Annotated in this window: 17 protein-coding genes; 8 read left to right on the top strand and 9 right to left on the bottom strand. The window is 60.1% G+C overall.

Annotated elements, in window-relative coordinates:
• Positions 1-23: 23 nt before the first annotated feature.
• The 4 genes from dnaA (at position 24) to gyrB (ending at position 6,095) form a co-directional block, all read left to right on the top strand.
• Positions 24-1,394, top strand: coding sequence for a chromosomal replication initiator protein DnaA (dnaA, locus tag OKC42_RS18480; protein WP_005339307.1), 1,371 nt, complete (start codon positions 24-26; stop codon positions 1,392-1,394).
• Positions 1,395-1,477: 83 nt separating this feature from the next.
• Positions 1,478-2,581, top strand: coding sequence for a DNA polymerase III subunit beta (gene dnaN, locus OKC42_RS18475; RefSeq protein WP_005339306.1), 1,104 nt, complete (start codon positions 1,478-1,480; stop codon positions 2,579-2,581).
• A 2-nt stretch (positions 2,582-2,583) separates the two neighbouring features.
• Positions 2,584-3,687 (top strand): DNA replication/repair protein RecF, encoded by a 1,104-nt coding sequence (gene recF, locus OKC42_RS18470; protein WP_270820555.1) that lies wholly within the window; start codon positions 2,584-2,586, stop codon positions 3,685-3,687.
• Complete coding sequence (gene gyrB, locus OKC42_RS18465; RefSeq protein ID WP_201906545.1) at positions 3,684-6,095, top strand: DNA topoisomerase (ATP-hydrolyzing) subunit B; 2,412 nt, start codon at positions 3,684-3,686, stop codon at positions 6,093-6,095. Before recF ends, gyrB begins: the two co-directional genes overlap by 4 nt.
• A 123-nt stretch (positions 6,096-6,218) precedes the next feature.
• Here gyrB and OKC42_RS18460 read toward each other — a convergent pair whose 3' ends face one another.
• The 4 genes from OKC42_RS18460 to OKC42_RS18445 all read right to left on the bottom strand — a co-directional run bounded on the left by OKC42_RS18460 (position 6,219) and on the right by OKC42_RS18445 (position 9,258).
• Positions 6,219-6,596 (bottom strand): VOC family protein, encoded by a 378-nt coding sequence (locus OKC42_RS18460; RefSeq protein ID WP_069555112.1) that lies wholly within the window; start codon positions 6,594-6,596, stop codon positions 6,219-6,221.
• 66 nt (positions 6,597-6,662) lie between these two features.
• Complete coding sequence (locus OKC42_RS18455; RefSeq protein ID WP_270820554.1) at positions 6,663-7,367, bottom strand: helix-turn-helix transcriptional regulator; 705 nt, start codon at positions 7,365-7,367, stop codon at positions 6,663-6,665.
• A gap of 65 nt (positions 7,368-7,432) precedes the next feature.
• Positions 7,433-8,392, bottom strand: coding sequence for a helix-turn-helix domain-containing protein (locus tag OKC42_RS18450; RefSeq protein ID WP_270820553.1), 960 nt, complete (start codon positions 8,390-8,392; stop codon positions 7,433-7,435).
• 95 nt (positions 8,393-8,487) lie between these two features.
• The gene (locus tag OKC42_RS18445; protein WP_270820550.1) at positions 8,488-9,258 is read right to left on the bottom strand and encodes an MBL fold metallo-hydrolase; all 771 of its coding nucleotides are present in this window, start codon (positions 9,256-9,258) and stop codon (positions 8,488-8,490) included.
• Positions 9,259-9,538: 280 nt separating this feature from the next.
• On the opposite strand from OKC42_RS18445, the gene OKC42_RS18440 reads away from it, so the two are divergent.
• Positions 9,539-9,952: an Hsp20 family protein gene (locus OKC42_RS18440; RefSeq protein ID WP_005339298.1), complete on the top strand. Its 414-nt coding sequence runs from the start codon at positions 9,539-9,541 to the stop codon at positions 9,950-9,952.
• A gap of 92 nt (positions 9,953-10,044) precedes the next feature.
• Positions 10,045-10,485 (top strand): Hsp20 family protein, encoded by a 441-nt coding sequence (locus tag OKC42_RS18435; RefSeq protein WP_005339297.1) that lies wholly within the window; start codon positions 10,045-10,047, stop codon positions 10,483-10,485.
• 73 nt (positions 10,486-10,558) lie between these two features.
• Here the strand turns inward: OKC42_RS18435 and OKC42_RS18430 are convergent, their stop codons facing one another.
• Positions 10,559-11,809, bottom strand: coding sequence for a valine--pyruvate transaminase (locus OKC42_RS18430; RefSeq protein ID WP_058056554.1), 1,251 nt, complete (start codon positions 11,807-11,809; stop codon positions 10,559-10,561).
• 294 nt (positions 11,810-12,103) lie between these two features.
• On the opposite strand from OKC42_RS18430, the gene OKC42_RS18425 reads away from it, so the two are divergent.
• On the top strand, positions 12,104-12,337 hold the full coding sequence (locus OKC42_RS18425) for a hypothetical protein (RefSeq protein ID WP_021230450.1): 234 nt from the start codon (positions 12,104-12,106) through the stop codon (positions 12,335-12,337).
• On the opposite strand, the gene OKC42_RS18420 is transcribed toward OKC42_RS18425, so the two are convergent.
• Positions 12,267-13,091 (bottom strand): AraC family transcriptional regulator, encoded by an 825-nt coding sequence (locus OKC42_RS18420; RefSeq protein WP_270820549.1) that lies wholly within the window; start codon positions 13,089-13,091, stop codon positions 12,267-12,269. The two genes, OKC42_RS18425 and OKC42_RS18420, sit on opposite strands and share 71 nt — an antisense overlap.
• 92 nt (positions 13,092-13,183) lie before the next feature.
• Here OKC42_RS18420 and OKC42_RS18415 point away from each other — a divergent pair, with 92 nt between their 5' ends.
• A complete protein-coding gene (locus tag OKC42_RS18415) occupies positions 13,184-14,311 on the top strand; it encodes a multidrug effflux MFS transporter (protein WP_270820546.1) in 1,128 nt (375 codons plus the stop codon).
• A gap of 4 nt (positions 14,312-14,315) precedes the next feature.
• Here OKC42_RS18415 and OKC42_RS18410 read toward each other — a convergent pair whose 3' ends face one another.
• The 3 genes from OKC42_RS18410 to OKC42_RS18400 form a co-directional block, all read right to left on the bottom strand.
• The gene (locus OKC42_RS18410) at positions 14,316-14,999 is read right to left on the bottom strand and encodes a response regulator (RefSeq protein WP_033138525.1); all 684 of its coding nucleotides are present in this window, start codon (positions 14,997-14,999) and stop codon (positions 14,316-14,318) included.
• Entirely contained in the window at positions 14,999-17,587 is a 2,589-nt protein-coding gene (locus OKC42_RS18405; protein ID WP_270820544.1) for a sensor histidine kinase, read from the bottom strand. The genes OKC42_RS18410 and OKC42_RS18405 overlap by 1 nt, the downstream gene beginning before the upstream one ends.
• A gap of 126 nt (positions 17,588-17,713) precedes the next feature.
• Positions 17,714-18,241, bottom strand: coding sequence for a potassium-transporting ATPase subunit C (locus OKC42_RS18400; protein ID WP_270820543.1), 528 nt, complete (start codon positions 18,239-18,241; stop codon positions 17,714-17,716).
• Positions 18,242-18,258 lie beyond the last annotated feature (17 nt).

Here is an 18,258-nt window from a genome sequence, read left to right as displayed (position 1 = left end):
TAATCAATCGACAGGAGTTTAGAGTGACTGCTTCGCTATGGCAGCAGTGCCTTAACCGGCTGCAAGATGAGTTGCCCTCGGCAGAATTCAGCATGTGGATCCGGCCGCTTCAAGCGGAGTTGAGTGACAATACTCTGACCCTGTATGCACCGAATCGCTTTGTTCTGGACTGGGTACGAGACAAGTATCTCATCCGGGTTAACGGCATCATCAACGAACTCTGCGGGGTCGACGGCCCCGCCCTGCGTTTTGATATAGGCAATCGTCCCCATCCTGTTGCTGTCGCCAGAGCGCCGGTACAGGGTGCCGCGCCTGTGAATAACTTGCAGAAGAGCTGGGAAAGCAAGGCTGAAGCCAAGCCCGAGCCGAACCACAAGAGCAACACCAACGTGAACTATACCTTCGAGAATTTCGTCGAGGGTAAGTCCAACCAGTTGGCGCGTGCGGCTGCCCGTCAGGTAGCGGACAATCCGGGTGGTGCTTACAACCCGCTGTTCCTCTATGGCGGCACTGGCCTGGGTAAAACCCACCTGCTGCACGCCGTTGGCAATGCCATCAAGGAGAGTAAAAAAGATGCCAAAGTCATCTATATGCACTCCGAGCGGTTTGTTCAGGACATGGTGAAAGCGCTGCAAAACAACGCCATTGAAGAGTTCAAGCGTTACTACCGCAGCGTCGATGCCCTGCTCATCGATGACATCCAGTTCTTCGCCAACAAGGAGCGCTCCCAGGAGGAGTTCTTCCATACCTTCAATGCCTTGCTGGAAGGTAATCAGCAGATCATCCTGACCTCGGATCGCTATCCGAAGGAGATCAACGGTGTCGAGGATCGCCTCAAGTCCCGCTTCGGCTGGGGCCTGACCGTGGCGATCGAACCGCCGGAGCTGGAGACCCGCGTCGCGATCCTGATGCGCAAGGCAGACGAGAACCAGATCCATCTGCCGGACGAAGTGGCCTTCTTCATTGCCAAACGTCTGCGATCCAACGTCCGTGAACTGGAAGGCGCCCTCAACCGGGTTATCGCCAACGCCAACTTCACCGGCCGTGCCATCAACATCGATTTCGTGCGCGAAGCGCTGCGCGACCTGTTGGCACTGCAGGAGAAGCTGGTCACCATCGACAATATCCAGAAGACGGTGGCGGAGTACTACAAGATCAAGCTGGCGGATCTGCTCTCCAAGCGTCGTTCCCGCTCCGTTGCCCGTCCGCGCCAGCTGGCGATGGCACTGGCCAAGGAGCTGACCAACCACAGTTTGCCGGAGATAGGTGATGCCTTTGGTGGCCGTGACCACACTACCGTTCTTCATGCCTGCCGCAAGATCGAGCAGCTGAAGGAGGAGAGTCACGACATCAAGGAGGACTATTCCAACCTGATCCGTACCCTTTCTTCCTGATAACGGAATCGAGTGGACAGATGCAGCGCGAATATTCCAACCTGATCCGAATCTTTTCCTCCTAATCACAACGGAGAGCACAGATGCAGCTCGAAATTAGCCGTGAGGCCCTGTTACGTCCTCTGCAACTGGTGTCCGGCGCCCTCGGCGGCCGACCGACCCTGCCGATCCTCGGCAACGTGCTGCTTGATGTCAGCAACGGTCTGCTGTCACTGACCGGTACCGATCTCGAAGTAGAGATGATCGGTCAGGTCTATCTGAACGGGGCCAGCGAAGATGGCCGCACCACAGTACCGGCGCGCAAGCTGCTGGATATCTGCCGTGGTCTGCCGGAAGGCGCCGAGATCCGTCTCAATACCGAAGGCGAGCGCCTGATCATCCGGTCCGGTCGCTCCCGCTTCAACCTCTCGACCCTGCCGGCGACCGAGTATCCGAACATCGAGGATTGGGAATCCGTGCTCGAGTTCGATATCAGCCAGCTGGAGCTGAAGAAGCTGATCGATGCGACCCAGTTCTCCATGGCCAGCCAGGACGTGCGTTACTACCTGAACGGCATGCTGTTCGAGAGCGAAGGTCACGGTCTGCGCACCGTGGCGACCGACGGCCACCGTCTGGCTACCTGCCGCCGCGAGGTAGTAGGGGAATCGCTGCCCGATCATCAGGTTATCCTGCCGCGTAAAGGGGTACTGGAGCTGGTGCGTCTGCTGGAAGCGGAAGACAAGCCGGTACGTCTGCAGATCGGTCGCAGCAACCTGCGGGCTGCGCTGGACGGCTTCATCTTCACCTCCAAGCTGGTGGATGGCCGCTTCCCGGACTGGCGCCGCGTCATTCCGCGCAACAGCGACAAGGCCCTGATCGCCGGCCGTGAGGATCTGCGTCAGGCGTTTGCCCGCGCCGCCATCCTCTCCAACGAGAAATTCCGTGGGGTGCGTCTCAATCTGCAGGAAAACCTGCTGCGCATCACCGCCAACAACCCAGAACAGGAAGAAGCCGAAGAGCTGCTTGACGTACAATATGCCGCTGGCGAGATGGAGATCGGCTTTAACGTCTCTTATGTGCTGGACGTGCTGAATACGTTAAAATGTGACCAAATTCGGATTAGCCTGAGCGATTCCATCAGCAGTGCCATTATTGAGGATTTTGAACATCAGGATGCTCAGTACGTGGTGATGCCGATGCGGATCTAGTCGTGTCCCTGGTCAAACTCCAGCTCAGCGACTTTCGCAATATCCAGCAAGCCAGTCTCAAGCTGTCGCCCGGCCTCAACATTCTGGTCGGGTGCAATGGCAGCGGCAAGACCAGCGTGCTGGAAGCCATTCACTACCTTGGTCTGGGGCGCTCCTTTCGCACTCATTTGACCGGGCGGGTCATCCGCCAGGGGGAGAGGGCATTTACCCTGTTTGCCCAGTGCGAGCTGGAGGGGCGTCAGGTACCGATCGGTCTTGCCAAAGACAAGAGTGGCGAGACCCAGCTCAAGATTGCCGGGGCACAGGCCCAGCGGCTGGCCGATTTGGCGGAGCTGTTGCCGGTGCAGTTGATCCATCCCGATGGCTTCAACCTGCTGACGGGCGGGCCTCAGGCTCGCCGTGCCTGGCTCGATTGGGGGGGCTTCCATCAGGAGCCGACCTTCTTTGCCCTGTGGGGGCGAGTGCGGCGGCTGCTGAAACAGCGCAATGCGCTGCTGCGCCAGAGCACCCAGTACCGCCAGCTGGCGTTCTGGGATCAGGAGTTGGTACGGCTGGGTGGTGAGCTGGCCGAGTTTCGCGCCAGTTATTGTCAGGCCATTACGCCCCTGATCAAGGAGATGACGGCGGATTTTCTGCCGGAATTCGATATCAGTCTCGGCTTTTACCGGGGCTGGGAGAAAGATACTCCCCTCAGCGATTTGCTGGAGGCGGGGTTTGAGCGGGATCGGGCGCTGGGCTATACCGGTGTCGGTCCACAGAAAGCCGATGTGCGCCTCAAGGCGAACGGGGTACCCGCTCAGGATATTTTGTCCCGGGGTCAGCTGAAGTTGCTGGTCTGCGCCATGCGACTGGCCCAAGGGCTCTATTTGAATCAACATAGCAGCCGTGGCTGTATTTTTTTAATTGACGATTTTGCCTCTGAACTGGATGTCGACAAGCGCCGCTTGCTGGCCGCAAGGCTGAAGCAGTGTGCGTCCCAGGTGTTTATCACTGCCATCGACACCGGTCAGCTCGCAGACATGATGGATGCGAATGACTGCAAGTTGTTCCACGTGGAACAAGGTAAAATCTCCGAAACGTTAGAGAAGGCAGAGAGTAAGCTATGAGTGAAAATACTTACGACTCCTCGAATATCAAGGTGCTGAAGGGCCTGGATGCGGTCCGCAAGCGCCCGGGGATGTATATCGGCGATACGGATGATGGCTCGGGTCTGCACCACATGGTGTTCGAGGTCGTCGATAACTCCATTGACGAGGCGCTCGCTGGCTACTGCTCCGATATTCTGGTCAAGATCCATTCCGACGGTTCTGTCTCTGTGCGTGACAATGGCCGGGGTATCCCGGTAGACATGCACGAGGAGGAGGGCCGCTCCGCCGCAGAGGTCATCATGACCGTGCTGCACGCAGGCGGCAAGTTTGATGACAACTCCTACAAGGTATCCGGCGGCCTGCACGGTGTGGGTGTCTCGGTAGTTAACGCCCTCTCTGACAAGCTGTTGCTGACCATTCGTCGTAACGGCCACGTCTACGAGCAGACCTATCATCTGGGTGAGCCACAGGCGCCGCTCAAGCAGATTGGCGACAGCACCGGCACCGGTACCGAAGTGCGCTTCTGGCCGAGCCCTGCCATTTTCAGCGATACCCTGTTCCACTACGAGATCCTGGCCAAGCGCCTGCGCGAGCTCTCCTTCCTCAACTCCGGTGTCTCCATCCGTCTGCAAGACGAGCGTGATGGCCGCGAGGCGCATTTCTGCTACGAGGGTGGCATCAAGGCGTTCGTTGAATACCTGAACCAGAACAAGACCCCGATCCACCCGAAGGTGTTCCATTTCACCACCGAGCAGGATGGTATCGGCGTTGAAGTGGCGATGCAGTGGAACGACGCCTATCAGGAAGGGGTCTACTGCTTCACCAACAACATCCCGCAGCGGGATGGTGGTACTCACCTCGTTGGCTTCCGTACCGCGCTGACCCGTACTCTGAACTCCTATATGGACAAAGAGGACTACAGCAAGAAGGCCAAGTCTGCCGCCAGTGGCGACGACGTACGTGAAGGTCTGATTGCCGTTATCTCCGTCAAGGTGCCGGATCCCAAGTTCTCATCTCAGACCAAAGACAAGCTGGTCTCTTCCGAAGTGAAGACCGCAGTTGAGCAGGCGATGGGTGAGAAGCTGGCGGACTTCCTGCTGGAAAACCCGGGCGATGCCAAGATCGTGGTCAACAAGATCATCGATGCGGCCCGTGCCCGTGAAGCGGCCCGCAAAGCCCGCGAACTGACCCGCCGTAAAGGCGCGCTGGATATCGCCGGTCTGCCCGGCAAGCTGGCTGACTGTCAGGAAAAAGACCCGGCTCTCTCCGAACTCTACATAGTGGAAGGGGACTCTGCTGGCGGTTCCGCCAAGCAGGGTCGCAACCGTAAGAACCAGGCCATCCTGCCGCTCAAGGGCAAGATCCTGAACGTAGAGAAGGCCCGTTTCGACAAGATGATCTCCTCGCAAGAGGTGGGCACCCTGATCACCGCACTGGGTTGCGGTATCGGTCGCGACGAGTACAACCCGGACAAGCTGCGTTATCACAACATCATCATCATGACCGATGCGGACGTCGATGGTGCGCACATCCGAACCCTGCTGCTGACCTTCTTCTATCGTCAGATGCCGGAAATCATCGAACGTGGCTACGTCTACATCGCCCAGCCGCCGCTCTACAAAGTGAAGAAGGGCAAGCAGGAGCAGTATCTGAAAGACGAAGACGCGCTGCTGCAGTACCAGACCGCCATGGCGCTGGATGGTGCCACTCTGCACGTTAACGAGTCTGCCCCGGCTATCGGTGGCGAGGCACTGGAGCGCCTGGTCAACCAGCACCGCTCGGTGACTCACCTGATCACCCGCATGTCTCGTCGTGCGCCGGAAGCGGTACTGACCCAGCTGATCTATCAGCCGGAGCTGAACGAAGTGCTGCTGAACAGCGAGAGCGATCTGCTGGCCTGGTGTCAGGGTATGGAAGCCGTGCTCAACGAGAGCAACCACGGTATCCAGTACCAGATCCAGGTTCGTCGTGACGAAGAGCGCAGCCTGTACGTGCCGCACGCCGTGGTACGTCAGCACGGTGTCGATCGCGAATATCCGCTCAGCTACGACTTCCTGCAGTCCGGTGAGTACCGTCAGTTGGTTTCGCTGGGCAAGGAGATCGCCAACCTGATCGAGGAAGGTGGTTTCATCAAGCGTGGCGAGAAGGTCAAACCGGTTGCCAACTTCGTGGAAGCCGTCGAGTGGCTGATGGGCGAAGGCAAGCGCGGCATCTACATCCAGCGCTATAAAGGGCTGGGTGAGATGAACCCGGACCAGCTGTGGGAAACCACCATGGATCCAGAAGCCCGCCGCATGCTGCGCGTCACCATCGACGACGCCGTCGGCGCTGACCAGCTCTTCTCCACCCTGATGGGTGATGCCGTTGAGCCCCGTCGTGACTTTATCGAGACCAACGCCCTGCGCGTGGCCAACCTCGACGTCTAATCGACACTGTCAGCTCGATATAAAAAAGCCGCTCCTTGTGAGCGGCTTTTTTTTATTTTCAGGGGCGGGGAAATGGCACGTTCCACGTGAAACATGAAACTGCTTGGTGTTGATGGTTATAACTCAGCTCAGTTCTGGTGCCAGGCAGTAGAGTCGCAGGCGATGGCCATCGGGATCAACAGCCATGCCGGTATAGCCAAACTCCATCCGGGTTGGTTGCTGGATGATGGTCAGGCCACGAGCTTGCCACTCTGACAAGCCAGAATCGACACTGGTTTCATCAGGCAGCGAGAAGGCCAGTTCCATGGCGCCAGCACTTTGGGTAACGGCTGGCTCGACGGTGGTACTGGACCAGAGCGCCAGTCTGGCGCCTGACTCGAATACGAACATGGCAAAGGTAGGTGACTCCTCCACCGGTTCACGCCCGAACAACTCGCGGTAGAAGAGCGCGCTGCGGGTCGGATTGGTAACGTAGAGGATGGTGAACTGGGGGACTAACATGGTGATGCTCCTTGCTGATGAGATGGCGCATCGGCGCCGACCCCGTCAGCATGGCGCTACCTGCTGTCAGTTTCTGTCAGCAATGAATTTCGGCTGCGGGATCTGCTGGGTGGCGCGCCACTCCTTCAGCAGGCTCTCTCTGCTTTTTGGATAGCGGCAATCTTGCGGCTGCATCCGGGTAATGCGATCGACCCGAAAGTGGCGAAAGCCCTGACGCAGTTCGCACCAGGCCACCAGTACCCGTACCTGTTCGAAGTAGCCGAGGGCAAAGGGCCAGACGGTGCGCTCAGAGGCCTCATCCTTGAGATCGCGATAGCCCTGGATCACCTTGCGTTGCTTGCGGATGGCGCTGCGCAGCGGGGCTTCATCTGTGTGGTTGTCGCTGCGGGAGGTGCCGATCAGCAGGGCATTGCTCTGGAGCTGCTGGCGATAGTCGGCGGGCAGCACGGCTTCTATCTTGGCCAGCGCACTGCTGGCCGATGCACTCAAGGCTTCGTCACCGTGGGCGACGACCCAACGCGACCCCAGCACCAGTGCATCCAGCTCCTCTTCACTGAACATCAATGGCGGCAGCATGAAGCCGGGACGCAGCACATAGCCGATCCCTGGTTCACCCTCGATATGGGCACCTTGCGCCTGCAGGGTGGCGATATCCCGATAGAGGGTGCGCAGGCTGATACCAAGCTGGCTGGCCAGTTCTGTGCCAGTGATGGCGTAAAGGTGGCCGCGCAGCAGCTGGAGCAGGGCCAGCAGGCGTTCGGAACGGGACATGGGATGACTCCTCGGGATTTCTGGTTAGCCTGCCATAGCGGAGTGAGCGGGTATAGAGGATGTCATCAGACATTGTTGCCACGAAAAGAGCGTCGCCACTCGCTAGGGGAGATGGCAAAGCGGGCGCGGAAGTGATTGCGCAGGGAGGTGGCACTCTTGAAGCCGACCAGCTCGGCGATGCGATCGATGGAATGACCGCTCACTTCCAGTAACTCCTGACTGCGCCTGAGCCGCTCCGCCAGCAGCCATCCACCCACTGAAAGGCCGGTTGCCTGATGAAAACGGCGGGTAAAGGTGCGTCGGCTCATCAGGGTATGGGCCGCCAGAGAGTCCAGGGTATGAGGCTCGGCCAGATGGGCACGCAGGTGATCGAGCAACTGGTTCATCCGGACATCGCGGGTGGAGGCGGGCACCGGCTGTTCGATAAACTGGGCTTGGCCCCCTTCCCGGTGAGGCGGGATCACCAGCCGCCGCGCCACCTTGTTGGCGATGGCCGAGCCGTGGTACTGGCGCACCAGATAGAGGCAGCAGTCCAGCCCGGCGGCAGTGCCTGCCGAGGTGACCAGCCCATCGTCATCCACATAGAGGGCGTTGGTATCGAGCTGCACGCAGGGAAAGCGGTGGCAGAAATCCTGCTCATACTCCCAGTGGGTCGATGCCTTGTGACCATTGAGTAACCCGGCGTATGCGAGCACATAGGTGCCAAGACAGAGCCCGACCAGTCGGGCGCCTCTGGCTCTGGCGGCAATCAGGGCATCGAGCAACGCAGCGGGTGGCCGTGCTGCCGGGTCGTGCCAGAAGGGGATAACGATGATCTCCGCCTTGGCCAGCACCTCCAGCCCATGGGGCGCCTGAATGGTGAAGCCTTGCGCCGAGTGTGCGTGGCGGTTGCCATCACCGCAGCAGATCTTGAGCTCGAACAGCGGCTGGCCCGGCAGGATATCGCCGAAGATGAGGCAGGGAACGGCGCAGTGAAAAGGGCTGAAGTGATCGAAGGTCACCACGGCAACGATCGGGGTGGGCATTATGTTGGCTCCTCTCTGCGCGCAGACCTCTCATCATAAGCGTTCGGCAGTGAAAGCCGAAGGGCCATGCGCGCTGTTCGGCATGGCCCAGTTAGTTACAGCGAGAGAGCCTCGCCATCTTCTGGCACCCGTACCCGATCCGTCATGCCCCGTACCGCCAGATAGTCGCGCAGCTCCTGGCGTGACAGCACGGCGTGGTTGACCGCCTCCATATGGCTGGCGATCAGCGTGGCTTGCGGTGCGGCCTGATAAACGGCGGCGACATCCTCCTTGCCCATGATGATGGAACCGAGCCCGGGCACCTGTGCATCGCCGCAGTTGAGGATAATGACCTCGGGTTGATGCTGTTGCAGGGCTTGCTTGACCCGGGGATGCCAGATGGTATCACCGGCCAGATAGAGGCACTGTTCATCGGGGTGGGAGAAGACCACGCCGCACACTTCTCCCATGCGCTCGCCCAGTACCGCCATCAACTGGTCGCTGCCGTGCTGGCCACCGGTCTGTTGCAGGCGAATGCCGGCAAACTCGGGCTGGTCGTTCAGCAGCCGCACATCCTCAAAGCCACTGGCACGAATGGCATCGGCATCTTTCTGATGTTGCACCAAGAGCGGCAGATGTTTGGGGAGCAGGGCTCTGGCGGCGTCATCCCAGTGGTCGGGGTGGTCGTGAGTGACGATCACGGCGTCCACATCGACCAGCTCATCGAGCGGTAGCGGCAGCTCGACCAGCGGATTGCGCAGCTGGCTGTTGGCGGTGCCCTCAAAGCCGGGGAAGGCTCCCTTGGCCGAGAGCATGGGGTCGATCAGAAAGCGGGTGCCGGCATAGTCGAGCAGCAAGGTGGCGTTGCGAACCTGGGTAATCTTCATGGGATGGCTCCATGTTGGCTGGTGGATATGCAACCAATTATGGGGGGCGGAGCGAGTTGCCATCAGTGGCCCATGGGTCGATTATCATCACTATCGGGCCAACTGGTTGATGTTCTACAGGTCGGCGCGGCCATTTAAAAAATTTGAAAAAATCCCCTTGAAAGGAAAAAGTGAGCCCCTATATAGGTAACAAGGCCGGAACGCTCGACAGAGGTTTCGACCAGGCGCCCGTCCATTAGGAGGGCAAATAATACGTTATCGCTCACAAGAGGGTAATATTATGCGTTCTATCGACTTTTCTCCGCTCTATCGTTCTGCCATCGGTTTCGATCGTCTGGCCAATCTCATCGAATCTGCAGCCAGCAATGGCAATGCCGGTTATCCCCCCTACAACATCGAGCAGCTGGGTGACAACGACTACCGCATCAGCATGGCGGTGGCGGGCTTTACCCAGGAAGAGCTGGAGCTGAGCTTCCAGGAAAATCTGTTGACGGTGAAGGGCAACAAGCAGGCCGACACCGGGCGCAACTATCTCTATCAGGGGATCGCCGAACGTGGTTTCGAGCGCCGCTTCCAGCTGGCCGACTATGTGCGGGTGAAAGGGGCCGACCTGAAAAACGGCTTGCTGCACATCGAGCTGGTGCGTGAGGTGCCCGAGGCGATGAAGCCGCGCAAGATCGAGATCAACGGCTGATAGCCTGAATTCACTGAAATTTTAAAATTTCCCGGGTGCCGATAACGGGCCTGTGGAGAGTTGAACCTGTTGCTTATTAGAAGGATAGGATTATGCGTAACCTCGATTTTTCTCATCTCTATTCCAACGCCGTCGGCTTCGAGCGGATGGCCCGTGAGCTGGAAGGTCTGTTCGAGCAGAAGACCGCAGCTTACCCCCCGTACAACATTGAAAAGCGCGATCAGGATGGCTATCGCATCACGGTCGCCGTAGCTGGCTTCGAGCGCGAAGAGCTGGAGCTGGAGACCGAAAACGGCACCCTCAAGGTGAAGGGGCGCAAAGGAGCTGCTGCCGGTGAGCGTCAGTTCCTCCATCAGGGGATTGCCGAGCGCGACTTCGAGCTCGCCTTCAAGCTGAGCCAACACGTGGAAGTGCAGGGTGCCAAGCTGGAGCATGGTCTGCTAACCATCGATCTGGCTCGCGAGCTGCCGGAGGCGCTCAAGCCCCGTGCCATCCCCATCGGCAAACCCGAGCAGCTGGCGTTGCCCGGTTAAGCAAACCGGATCGCGATAAACAACAAAGGCCTGCATCTGCAGGCCTTTGTTGTTTTTGTATCGCTGGGTTGGATTAACCAGCGTAGAGGGTGTTGATCTCGTCCGCCAGAATGGCGATGCCGCGGCGAACCAGCTCCTCGCTTTGGGAGTAGTTGAGGCGGATGCACTCCTGGCTGTGGCGCCACTCTGGGTCGTCGATGCCGGGGAAGAAGTAGTGACCCGGCACGATCAGCAGGTTTTTCGCCTTCAGTCGCTCATAGAGCTCCTGACAGTGGATCGGCAAGCCTTCAAACCAGAGCCAGAGGAAGAGGGCCCCTTCCGGTTTATGAATGTGGAAGCGCGGGTCGGGGATCGCTTCGCGCAGCAGCTGCACCGCCAGCTCCGCCTTTTGCTGATAGAAGGGCTTCACCACCTGTTCGCTGAGGGCGATGATATCGCCGCTCTCGATCATCGGGATGGTGATGGCGGGCCCCAGACTGCCCGGCGCCAGATTGATGATGCCGCTCAGGTTGGTGATGGCCTGGATGATCTTCTCGTCGGCGATGACGATGCCGCAGCGGGTGCCTGGCAGGCCGAGCTTGGAGAGGCTCATGCAGAGGATGGTGTTGGCGTTCCAGAATGGCTTGGCTTCGCTGAAGATGATGCCCGGGAAGGGGACGCCGTAGGCGTTGTCGATCAGCAGCGGAATCCCCTTGTCGCGGGCAATCTGATCGAGGTGTTCGATCTCTTCGTCGGTCAGCACATTGCCGGTGGGGTTGGTTGGGCGGGAGACGCAGATCACCCCGATGTCGTCACCTACCTGCAGGCTCTCGAAATCCACGTGGTATTTGAACTGGCCATCGGGCAGCTTCTCGATGGTGGGCTTGTAGGCCACGAAGTAGTCGTCGGCCAGCGCCGAGTCGGCATAGCCGATGTATTCGGGGGCAAGCGGGAACAGCACCTTCTTCTTGCGGCCATCGGCAAATTCGCCGGCCAGCAGGTTAAACAGGTAGAAGAAGGCATTCTGGCTGCCGTTGGTCAGGGCGATATTGCGGGCCGAGATATCCCATCCCAGCTCCTTGCTGAGCAGGGCGGCCAGCGCTTTGGTGAACCTGTCTTTGCCTTGCGGGCCGTCGTAGTTGGCCATCGCTTTGACCAGCTCGCCGTTGTCGAGCAGGCTCTTGGCCTCGGCCTGAAAGCGTTCCAGCATGGCGGGGATCGGGGCCGGATTGCCGCCACCCAGCATGATGGCGTCCGGATTGGTCAGCCCCTGATTGAGGTCATCCATGAGTTGGGTAATACCGGCGTGGCGAGTGAACTTCTCGCCGAACAAGGAAAATTCCATTCAGTGACAGATCCAGATTTGAGTTACGGGGATGTAGCACCATAGCTCAGTTTAAAAGCGGGTGTCGATCAAAAAGATGGGACCGTTCCACGTGGAACATGGTGCAAAAATCAAGCGTGGTTAAAAGCACCAACTGTTGGTTTAAAAATGACCGTGCGGGATGCATTTTGCGACTCAATTTGGTATCGATATATAGTTAATTTAAACAAAATCATAATGTTATGAATTGCGTGAGGATTGGCACAACTATTGGAATAGCTATCTGGTCATCTCAACCATACCGGAGCAAGCCAGATGAAAAGCCTGATCGCTACCCTGATTGTGAGTGTCCTGAGCCTGAACGTGATGGCCAACGAAAACCCGCGGCCCGAGCTGGAGAGTGCCCAGCTGGAGCAAGATGTGCAGAGCGAGTTGCAACAGGCATCTCATGCCGTGGTGCAGGATGCGTTGCACAATCTCAAACCGCTGGCGCTGGATACCCTGGTGGTGGAGGCGAGTCAGGCTGTGGCGACTCACCCCGAGAGCTGAGATAGCGCAGGGGGGTCTGTCCCGTATGTTGTTTGAAGAAGCTGATGAAGGCACTGTCGCTGGAGAACTCCAGCGCAGCAGCAATCCGGCTGATGGGCTCGCTTTCTGCCAGCAGCTCCATTGCGCGCAACAGCCGCCACTGCTGACGCCACGCCTGATAGCTCATGCCGGTCTCCCGCATGAAGATGCGGCTAATGGTCTTGTCACTGGCACCCACCCGTTCGGCCAGCCGGTTGAGCCGATCGGGCAGGACATCCTCCCGCTTCAACTGCTGTAGCCAGTCGCCCAGTCTGGGATCCGTCGGCAGCGGCAACTGCCACGACTCCCGTGGCGCCAGCCTCAATTCTTCCATAAACAGAGCCACCGTCCGTTGTTGCTGCTCTTGCGGTTTGTCCCACGGCCAGAGCGCCATCCGTTCGATCAGTTCGTGCAGCAGCGGATTGACCGCCAGCACTTCGACCGTGCCGGGCAACTCGGGGTGCGGCTGGAAGTAGAGGGATCGGTAGGCGACGACACCGCGCATCAGTACCCGGTGGGCGGTGCCCGCTGGCAGCCAGGCGGCGCGGGTGGGTGGCAGCAGGCAGACCCGACCTTCCAGCTCCATGGTCATGCAGCCGGATTGAGCGAACAGCAGCTGATGGCGCTGATGCTGATGCCGGCCCGAGTCGTGCCAGCCGAGGGCGGAGGCGATGCCGATCACGCTGCCCGTCAGCTGGTCGGGGTTAAAAGGGTGATCGGGAAGAATAAAGGCCATATGTCCGATTTTTGATGTTTATAGTCTTGCTTATTGTAATCAGACAAATGGCATCTCTCTAGAATGGCGACCTCTTGTGAAGGAGGTTTGTCATGAACAACAAGTTGCCACCGCTCTGGCTGGTGGTGGGATTGATGATGTTTCCCCAAATTGTGGAGACCATCTACAGCCCGGTCCTGACCCACATCGCTACCGAGTTTCAGGTGAGCGAAGGGCAGGCATCCCAGACCCTGTCGGTCTATTTTCTGGCGTTTGCGGTGGGCGTGGTCTGCTGGGGGCGGCTCTGCGATCTGATCGGGCGCCGTCCCGCCATGTTGGCCGGGTTGCTCACCTATGGCGTAGGCACCCTGCTGGCGCTGCTGGCTAATCAGTTTGAGACCCTGCTGCAGGCCCGGATCATCTCGGCCTTTGGCGCTGCAGTGGGTTCCGTGGTGACCCAGACCATGCTGCGTGACAGCTATCAGGGCAGCGATCTGGCGCGGGTCTTCTCGGTGATGGGCATTGCGCTCTCACTCAGTCCGGTGCTGGGGCTGCTCAGTGGCGGTCAGCTGGCGAGCGGGTTCGGCTATCTCGGGGTGTTCAGCGGTCTGCTGGTACTGGCAGTAGGTTTGCTTCTGGTTACCTGTTGGCAACTGCCGGAAACCCGTCCGGCCACCATCCGGCAAATCGCACTCTGGCCGCTGGCGTGCCGGATGATGAAGGATGGCGGGCTCTGGCGCAGTGCCATGCTGGTCGCCTTGTTCAACACCATGCTGTTTGGTTACTACAGTCTGGCGCCGTTCCTGTTTGCCGGATTGGGATTGAGCACTGGCGAGTTTGGTTATTCGGGGATCTTGCTGGCGCTGGCGACCCTGCTTGGCAGCCTGCTCAACAAGCATCTGCTGGGGAGGGGGTGGCTGCCGTCCTCTCTGGTCAGACTGGCTTGTGCTCTGGCGCTGGTCGCCGGGCTGCTGGTCTGGGCGAGTCAGTCCAGCCTCTGGTTCCTGTTGCCCATGATGGGTGTGGTGGTGGCCTTCGGGCTGGCTATCCCCAATGTGCTGAGTCAGGCGCTGCTGGCCTATCGCGAAGTAGCGGGCAGCGCTGGCGCCCTGTTCGGGCTTGGCTACTACCTGCTGCTCAGTCTGGGGTTGGCGGTGGCGGCCGGATTGCAGGATCTCGGCCTGTTGCTGAGTGGCTGCGGTCTGCTGGCGCTGATTTGCAGCGGGCGTCGTTCCACGTGAAACGTCAGTTGCCGATAAAGCGGTAGCCGATACCGGATTCGGTCTCGATAAGCGTCGGTTGCTGGGGGTTATCCCCCAGCTTTTTGCGCAGGCTGGCGATGACGATGCGCAGGTAGTGGGTGTCCTCCTTGTGGCTCGGCCCCCAGATGTCGTTGAGTAGCTGGGTCTGCATCACCAGCTTGCCGGGGTGGCACACCAGCGCCTGCAACAGGGCGAACTCCTTGCGGGAGAGAGGGATCTCCTCGTCTTTCATGGTTACCTTGTGGCTGCTGATATCGAGCGTCAGGCCGCATTGGGGGAAGTGGCGCCGTTCGCCACTGCTGACACCAGCCCGCTGGCGCAAGAGCACGCGAATGCGGGCCATCATCTCGCCGATGCCGAACGGCTTGCTCATGTAGTCGTTGGCTCCGGCATCCAGCAAGCGCACCTTCTCCTGCTCCGAATCGCGGGCCGACAGCACCAGCACCGGATTGGGGTGGTGTTCGCGAATGGCCTGCAACACCTGAATGCCATCGCCATCCGGCAGACCGAGATCGAGGATCACCAGATCGGGGTTGAGGTGGCGATACTGCTCCAGCCCTTCATTGACCCCCACCGCCTCACTCACCTGATGCCCCTCGGCAATCAGGCTGATCCGCAGAAAGCGACGGATCGCCGCTTCATCATCTATGACCAGAATGTGCGCCATCAAACCTCCGGTGAATTGAGCTCGAGCGGCAGGGAGATGCGCATGCAGGTTCCGTTGCCATTGGGGCCGGAGAAGGCCCAAATCTTGCCGCCGTGGGCCTCTATCATAGCGCGGGAAATGGCGAGGCCAAGCCCGGTGCCACGGCTGCCGCAATCGCCCACCGGCTGGGTGTAGAAGAGGTTGAAGATCTTCTCCCGATCCGACTCGGCGATACCGACCCCGATATCTATGATATCGATGATGAGATCGGGCTCGGCCACCATCACCTTGAACTCGATGGGGGTGCCAGCCGGCGAGTAGCGGGAGGCGTTGTCGAGGATGTTGACCAGCACCTGTTCGATCAGGGCGCCATGGACATAGAGCTGGGGCACATGCTGATCGAAATGGACCAGCAGCTTGTGCTGGCGCCAGGAGGAGTCGAGCCGCTTGCGGGCGCTCTCCACCAGATCTGCCAGATCGACCCAGTCTCGTTTCAGCTGGAAGTCGGGGGAGCCGATGCGGGTCATATCCAGCAGATTCTGCACATAGCTGTGGAGGCGGCGCGCCTCCTCCTGCACCGAGTGGAGCAGTTCGTCACGGTCTTCGGCGGGGATCCGGTCACCATATTCCAGCAGGGTGCTGCCGGCACCCATGATGGTGGCCAGCGGCGTTTTCAAATCGTGGGAGACCGAGGAGAGCAGGGCCGCGCGCATCCGGTCGGTCTCCGCCTGTAGCTGGCTGTCGGCCAGCCGCTCGTTGAGGTCGATCCGCGCCAGCGCGGCGCGAATGTCGGTGAGCAGCGCCTGCAGCTGGTGTTCGGCAGAGGAGGAGAGCGGATTGGCCAGCGTTATGCCGATCACCAGATCGTCGCTGAGGTGGTGATACTGGGCCTCGGCAGCATTGAGGGTGGCGGTGTGGGCTCCGGCGCTCTGCTTCTGGGCCAGACACCAGTCGATGGCCGCCTTGTCGGTCTGGCCGGGCCTGTGCTTCTCGTTGCCGAGCCTGTCGTTGAACTCCTTGTCGATCACCACGGTCGGCTGGCCGAGCGCCAGCGAAATGGCCTGGGCACCTTGTCTCAAAACCTCCTCCGGGCTGCTGGCGGTGGCCAGCCCCTGACTGAGGGAGAGCAGGGCATTGCCCAACTGCTGGGTCTCGCGCAGACCGATCAGCTGTTGCCGCTGGCGGGAGGCGAGCCGTCCCGCCGTCATGCCGACGATAAGCAGCACAAACAGGGTGAGCAGGTCGCTGTGGTTGGCGACGCTCAGGGAGAAGTAGGGGGCGGTGAAGAGCAGATTGTGGGCGATAAAGCCCAGCACCGCCGCCAGCGTAGCGGGCACCAGACTGGTGGTGAGGGCGGTCGCCAGCACCCCCAGCACGAAGATGAGCGGCAACGCTGCGGGCGGCAGCCAGTAGGAGAGCCCCCATGCGGCGGCCGAGGTGATCCCCATGATCACCACTGCCAGCAGACTGTGGTGAATATCCTTCGGGGTCGGGACGCGCATTCCCACTTCGGGCTTCTGCTTCTCGGTATCGACCAGCGTGATTTCGAGCCCCTGCGCCTGCTTGAGCAGGTGTTGCACCAGCGAGCGGCGCCACGGCGCCTTGTGGGGTTTGCCGAGCAGCAACTGGGAGACCTGCTGCTGTTCGGCGGTCTCCAGCAGGGTGTTGGCGACCGCCGGACTGGAGAGGGTCAGCACCTTGGCACCGAGGTGGGAGGCGAGCGCCAGCGCCTGCTCCACATCGGCCGAGCGGCGGCCATTGCTGTCGACATGCACCACCAGCCACGGGAGCTGACGGCGCTGGGCAAAGCGGTGGCCGTAGCGCACCAGCGCCGAGCCGTGCAGGTCACCGAGGCAAACCATCAGCTTGCCCCGCAGCGGCAAGGTGCTCTTGCCTGCAGCCTGCCACTGCAGTTGCAGATCGCCCTCCACATGGCTGGCGGCGGTCTGCATCGCCAGCTCCCGCAATGCGGTGAGGTTGTTGAGGGAGAAGAAGGATTGCAGCGCCGCCTTGGCCTGATGGGGCACATAGACCTTGCCCTCCTTGAGGCGGCCGAGCAGCTCCTTGGGGGGCAGGTCGATCAGCACCAGACTGTCGGCTTCCAGCAGCACCTGATCGGGCAGGGTCTCTTTCACCCTGACCCCGGTCAGCTGCCACACCAGATCGTTGAGGCTCTCCAGATGCTGCACGTTGAGGGTGGTGTAGACGTCGATCCCGGCGTTGAGTAGCTCCTCCACATCCTGCCAGCGCTTCTCGTGGCGGCTGCCGGGGGCGTTGCTGTGGGCCAGCTCGTCCACCACGGCGATGGCCGGTTTGCGGGCGAGCAGGCCATCGAGATCCATCTCCTCCAGTCGCTGCTGGCGGTGCATGTGGATCTTGCGCGGCATGATGGCGAGCTTGTCGAGCAGAGCCAGGGTCTCCTGACGGCCATGGGTCTCCACCACGCCGATCAGAATGTCGACCCCCTCTTTGGCCTGCTCCCGCACCGCCTGCAGCATGGCGTAGGTCTTGCCCACGCCGGGAGCTGCCCCGAGAAACACCTTCAGCTTGCCCTTGTGCTCCTGTTCCAGGCTCGCCAGCAGGGCGTCGGCCCTTACCTCATCACGCATCACCATGCTCCTGCATCAGACTCGTCAGCAGGGCATCAGCGCTTGCTACATCAGCCATTGTTATCCCTATCGAGCCAACTGCCCGTTGCGAAAATCGAGGTCATCACCAAACCGGAATGGGCACCATCAGGCGCCCTTTTGATGATCCAGTTGTAGATTCAGCTGGAGAATGTTGACCACCTGCGGGCCAAGGATACCAGCTTGTGTGGCCGACTTGACCTGCTCCGTCAGTTGGGCGGGATCCAGTCCACGTTCTTTGGCGACGCGGTCGACCTGAGCCAGCACCGCATCCAGCGGCAGGTGGGGATCGAGGCCGGAGGCGGAGCGGGTCAGCATGGCGGGGGAGCGGGTTCCAGGCTGTGCCTTGGCGGCCTGTTCGGCAAACTCTGCCCGCAGCGGTGAGCTCATCCCCAGATTGCTGGCGCTGCCGCCTATGGTGTTGAAATCGCTGGCGGAGGGACGGGGATGGAAGTAGTCAGCCCGCTCGAATCTCTGCCCCAGCAGGGCGCTACCGATGAGTTGCTGTTTGCTGTCGGTCAGCTGGCTGCCGTTGGCCTGCCAGGGGAACAGCAGTTGGGCCAGCCCGGTCACCGCCAGCGGATAACCCACTCCCAGCAGCAGGGTCAGGGTCAACAGGGTTCTGATTGCTATCATGATTCTCTTGCTCCAAA

The sequence above is a fragment of the Aeromonas sp. Y311-2 genome, assembly GCF_027706025.1.
GTDB classification, from domain to species: domain Bacteria; phylum Pseudomonadota; class Gammaproteobacteria; order Enterobacterales; family Aeromonadaceae; genus Aeromonas; species Aeromonas veronii.
The sequence above is the reverse complement of the archived record's forward strand: the minus strand, read 5'-3'. Positions and strand labels throughout refer to the sequence as shown.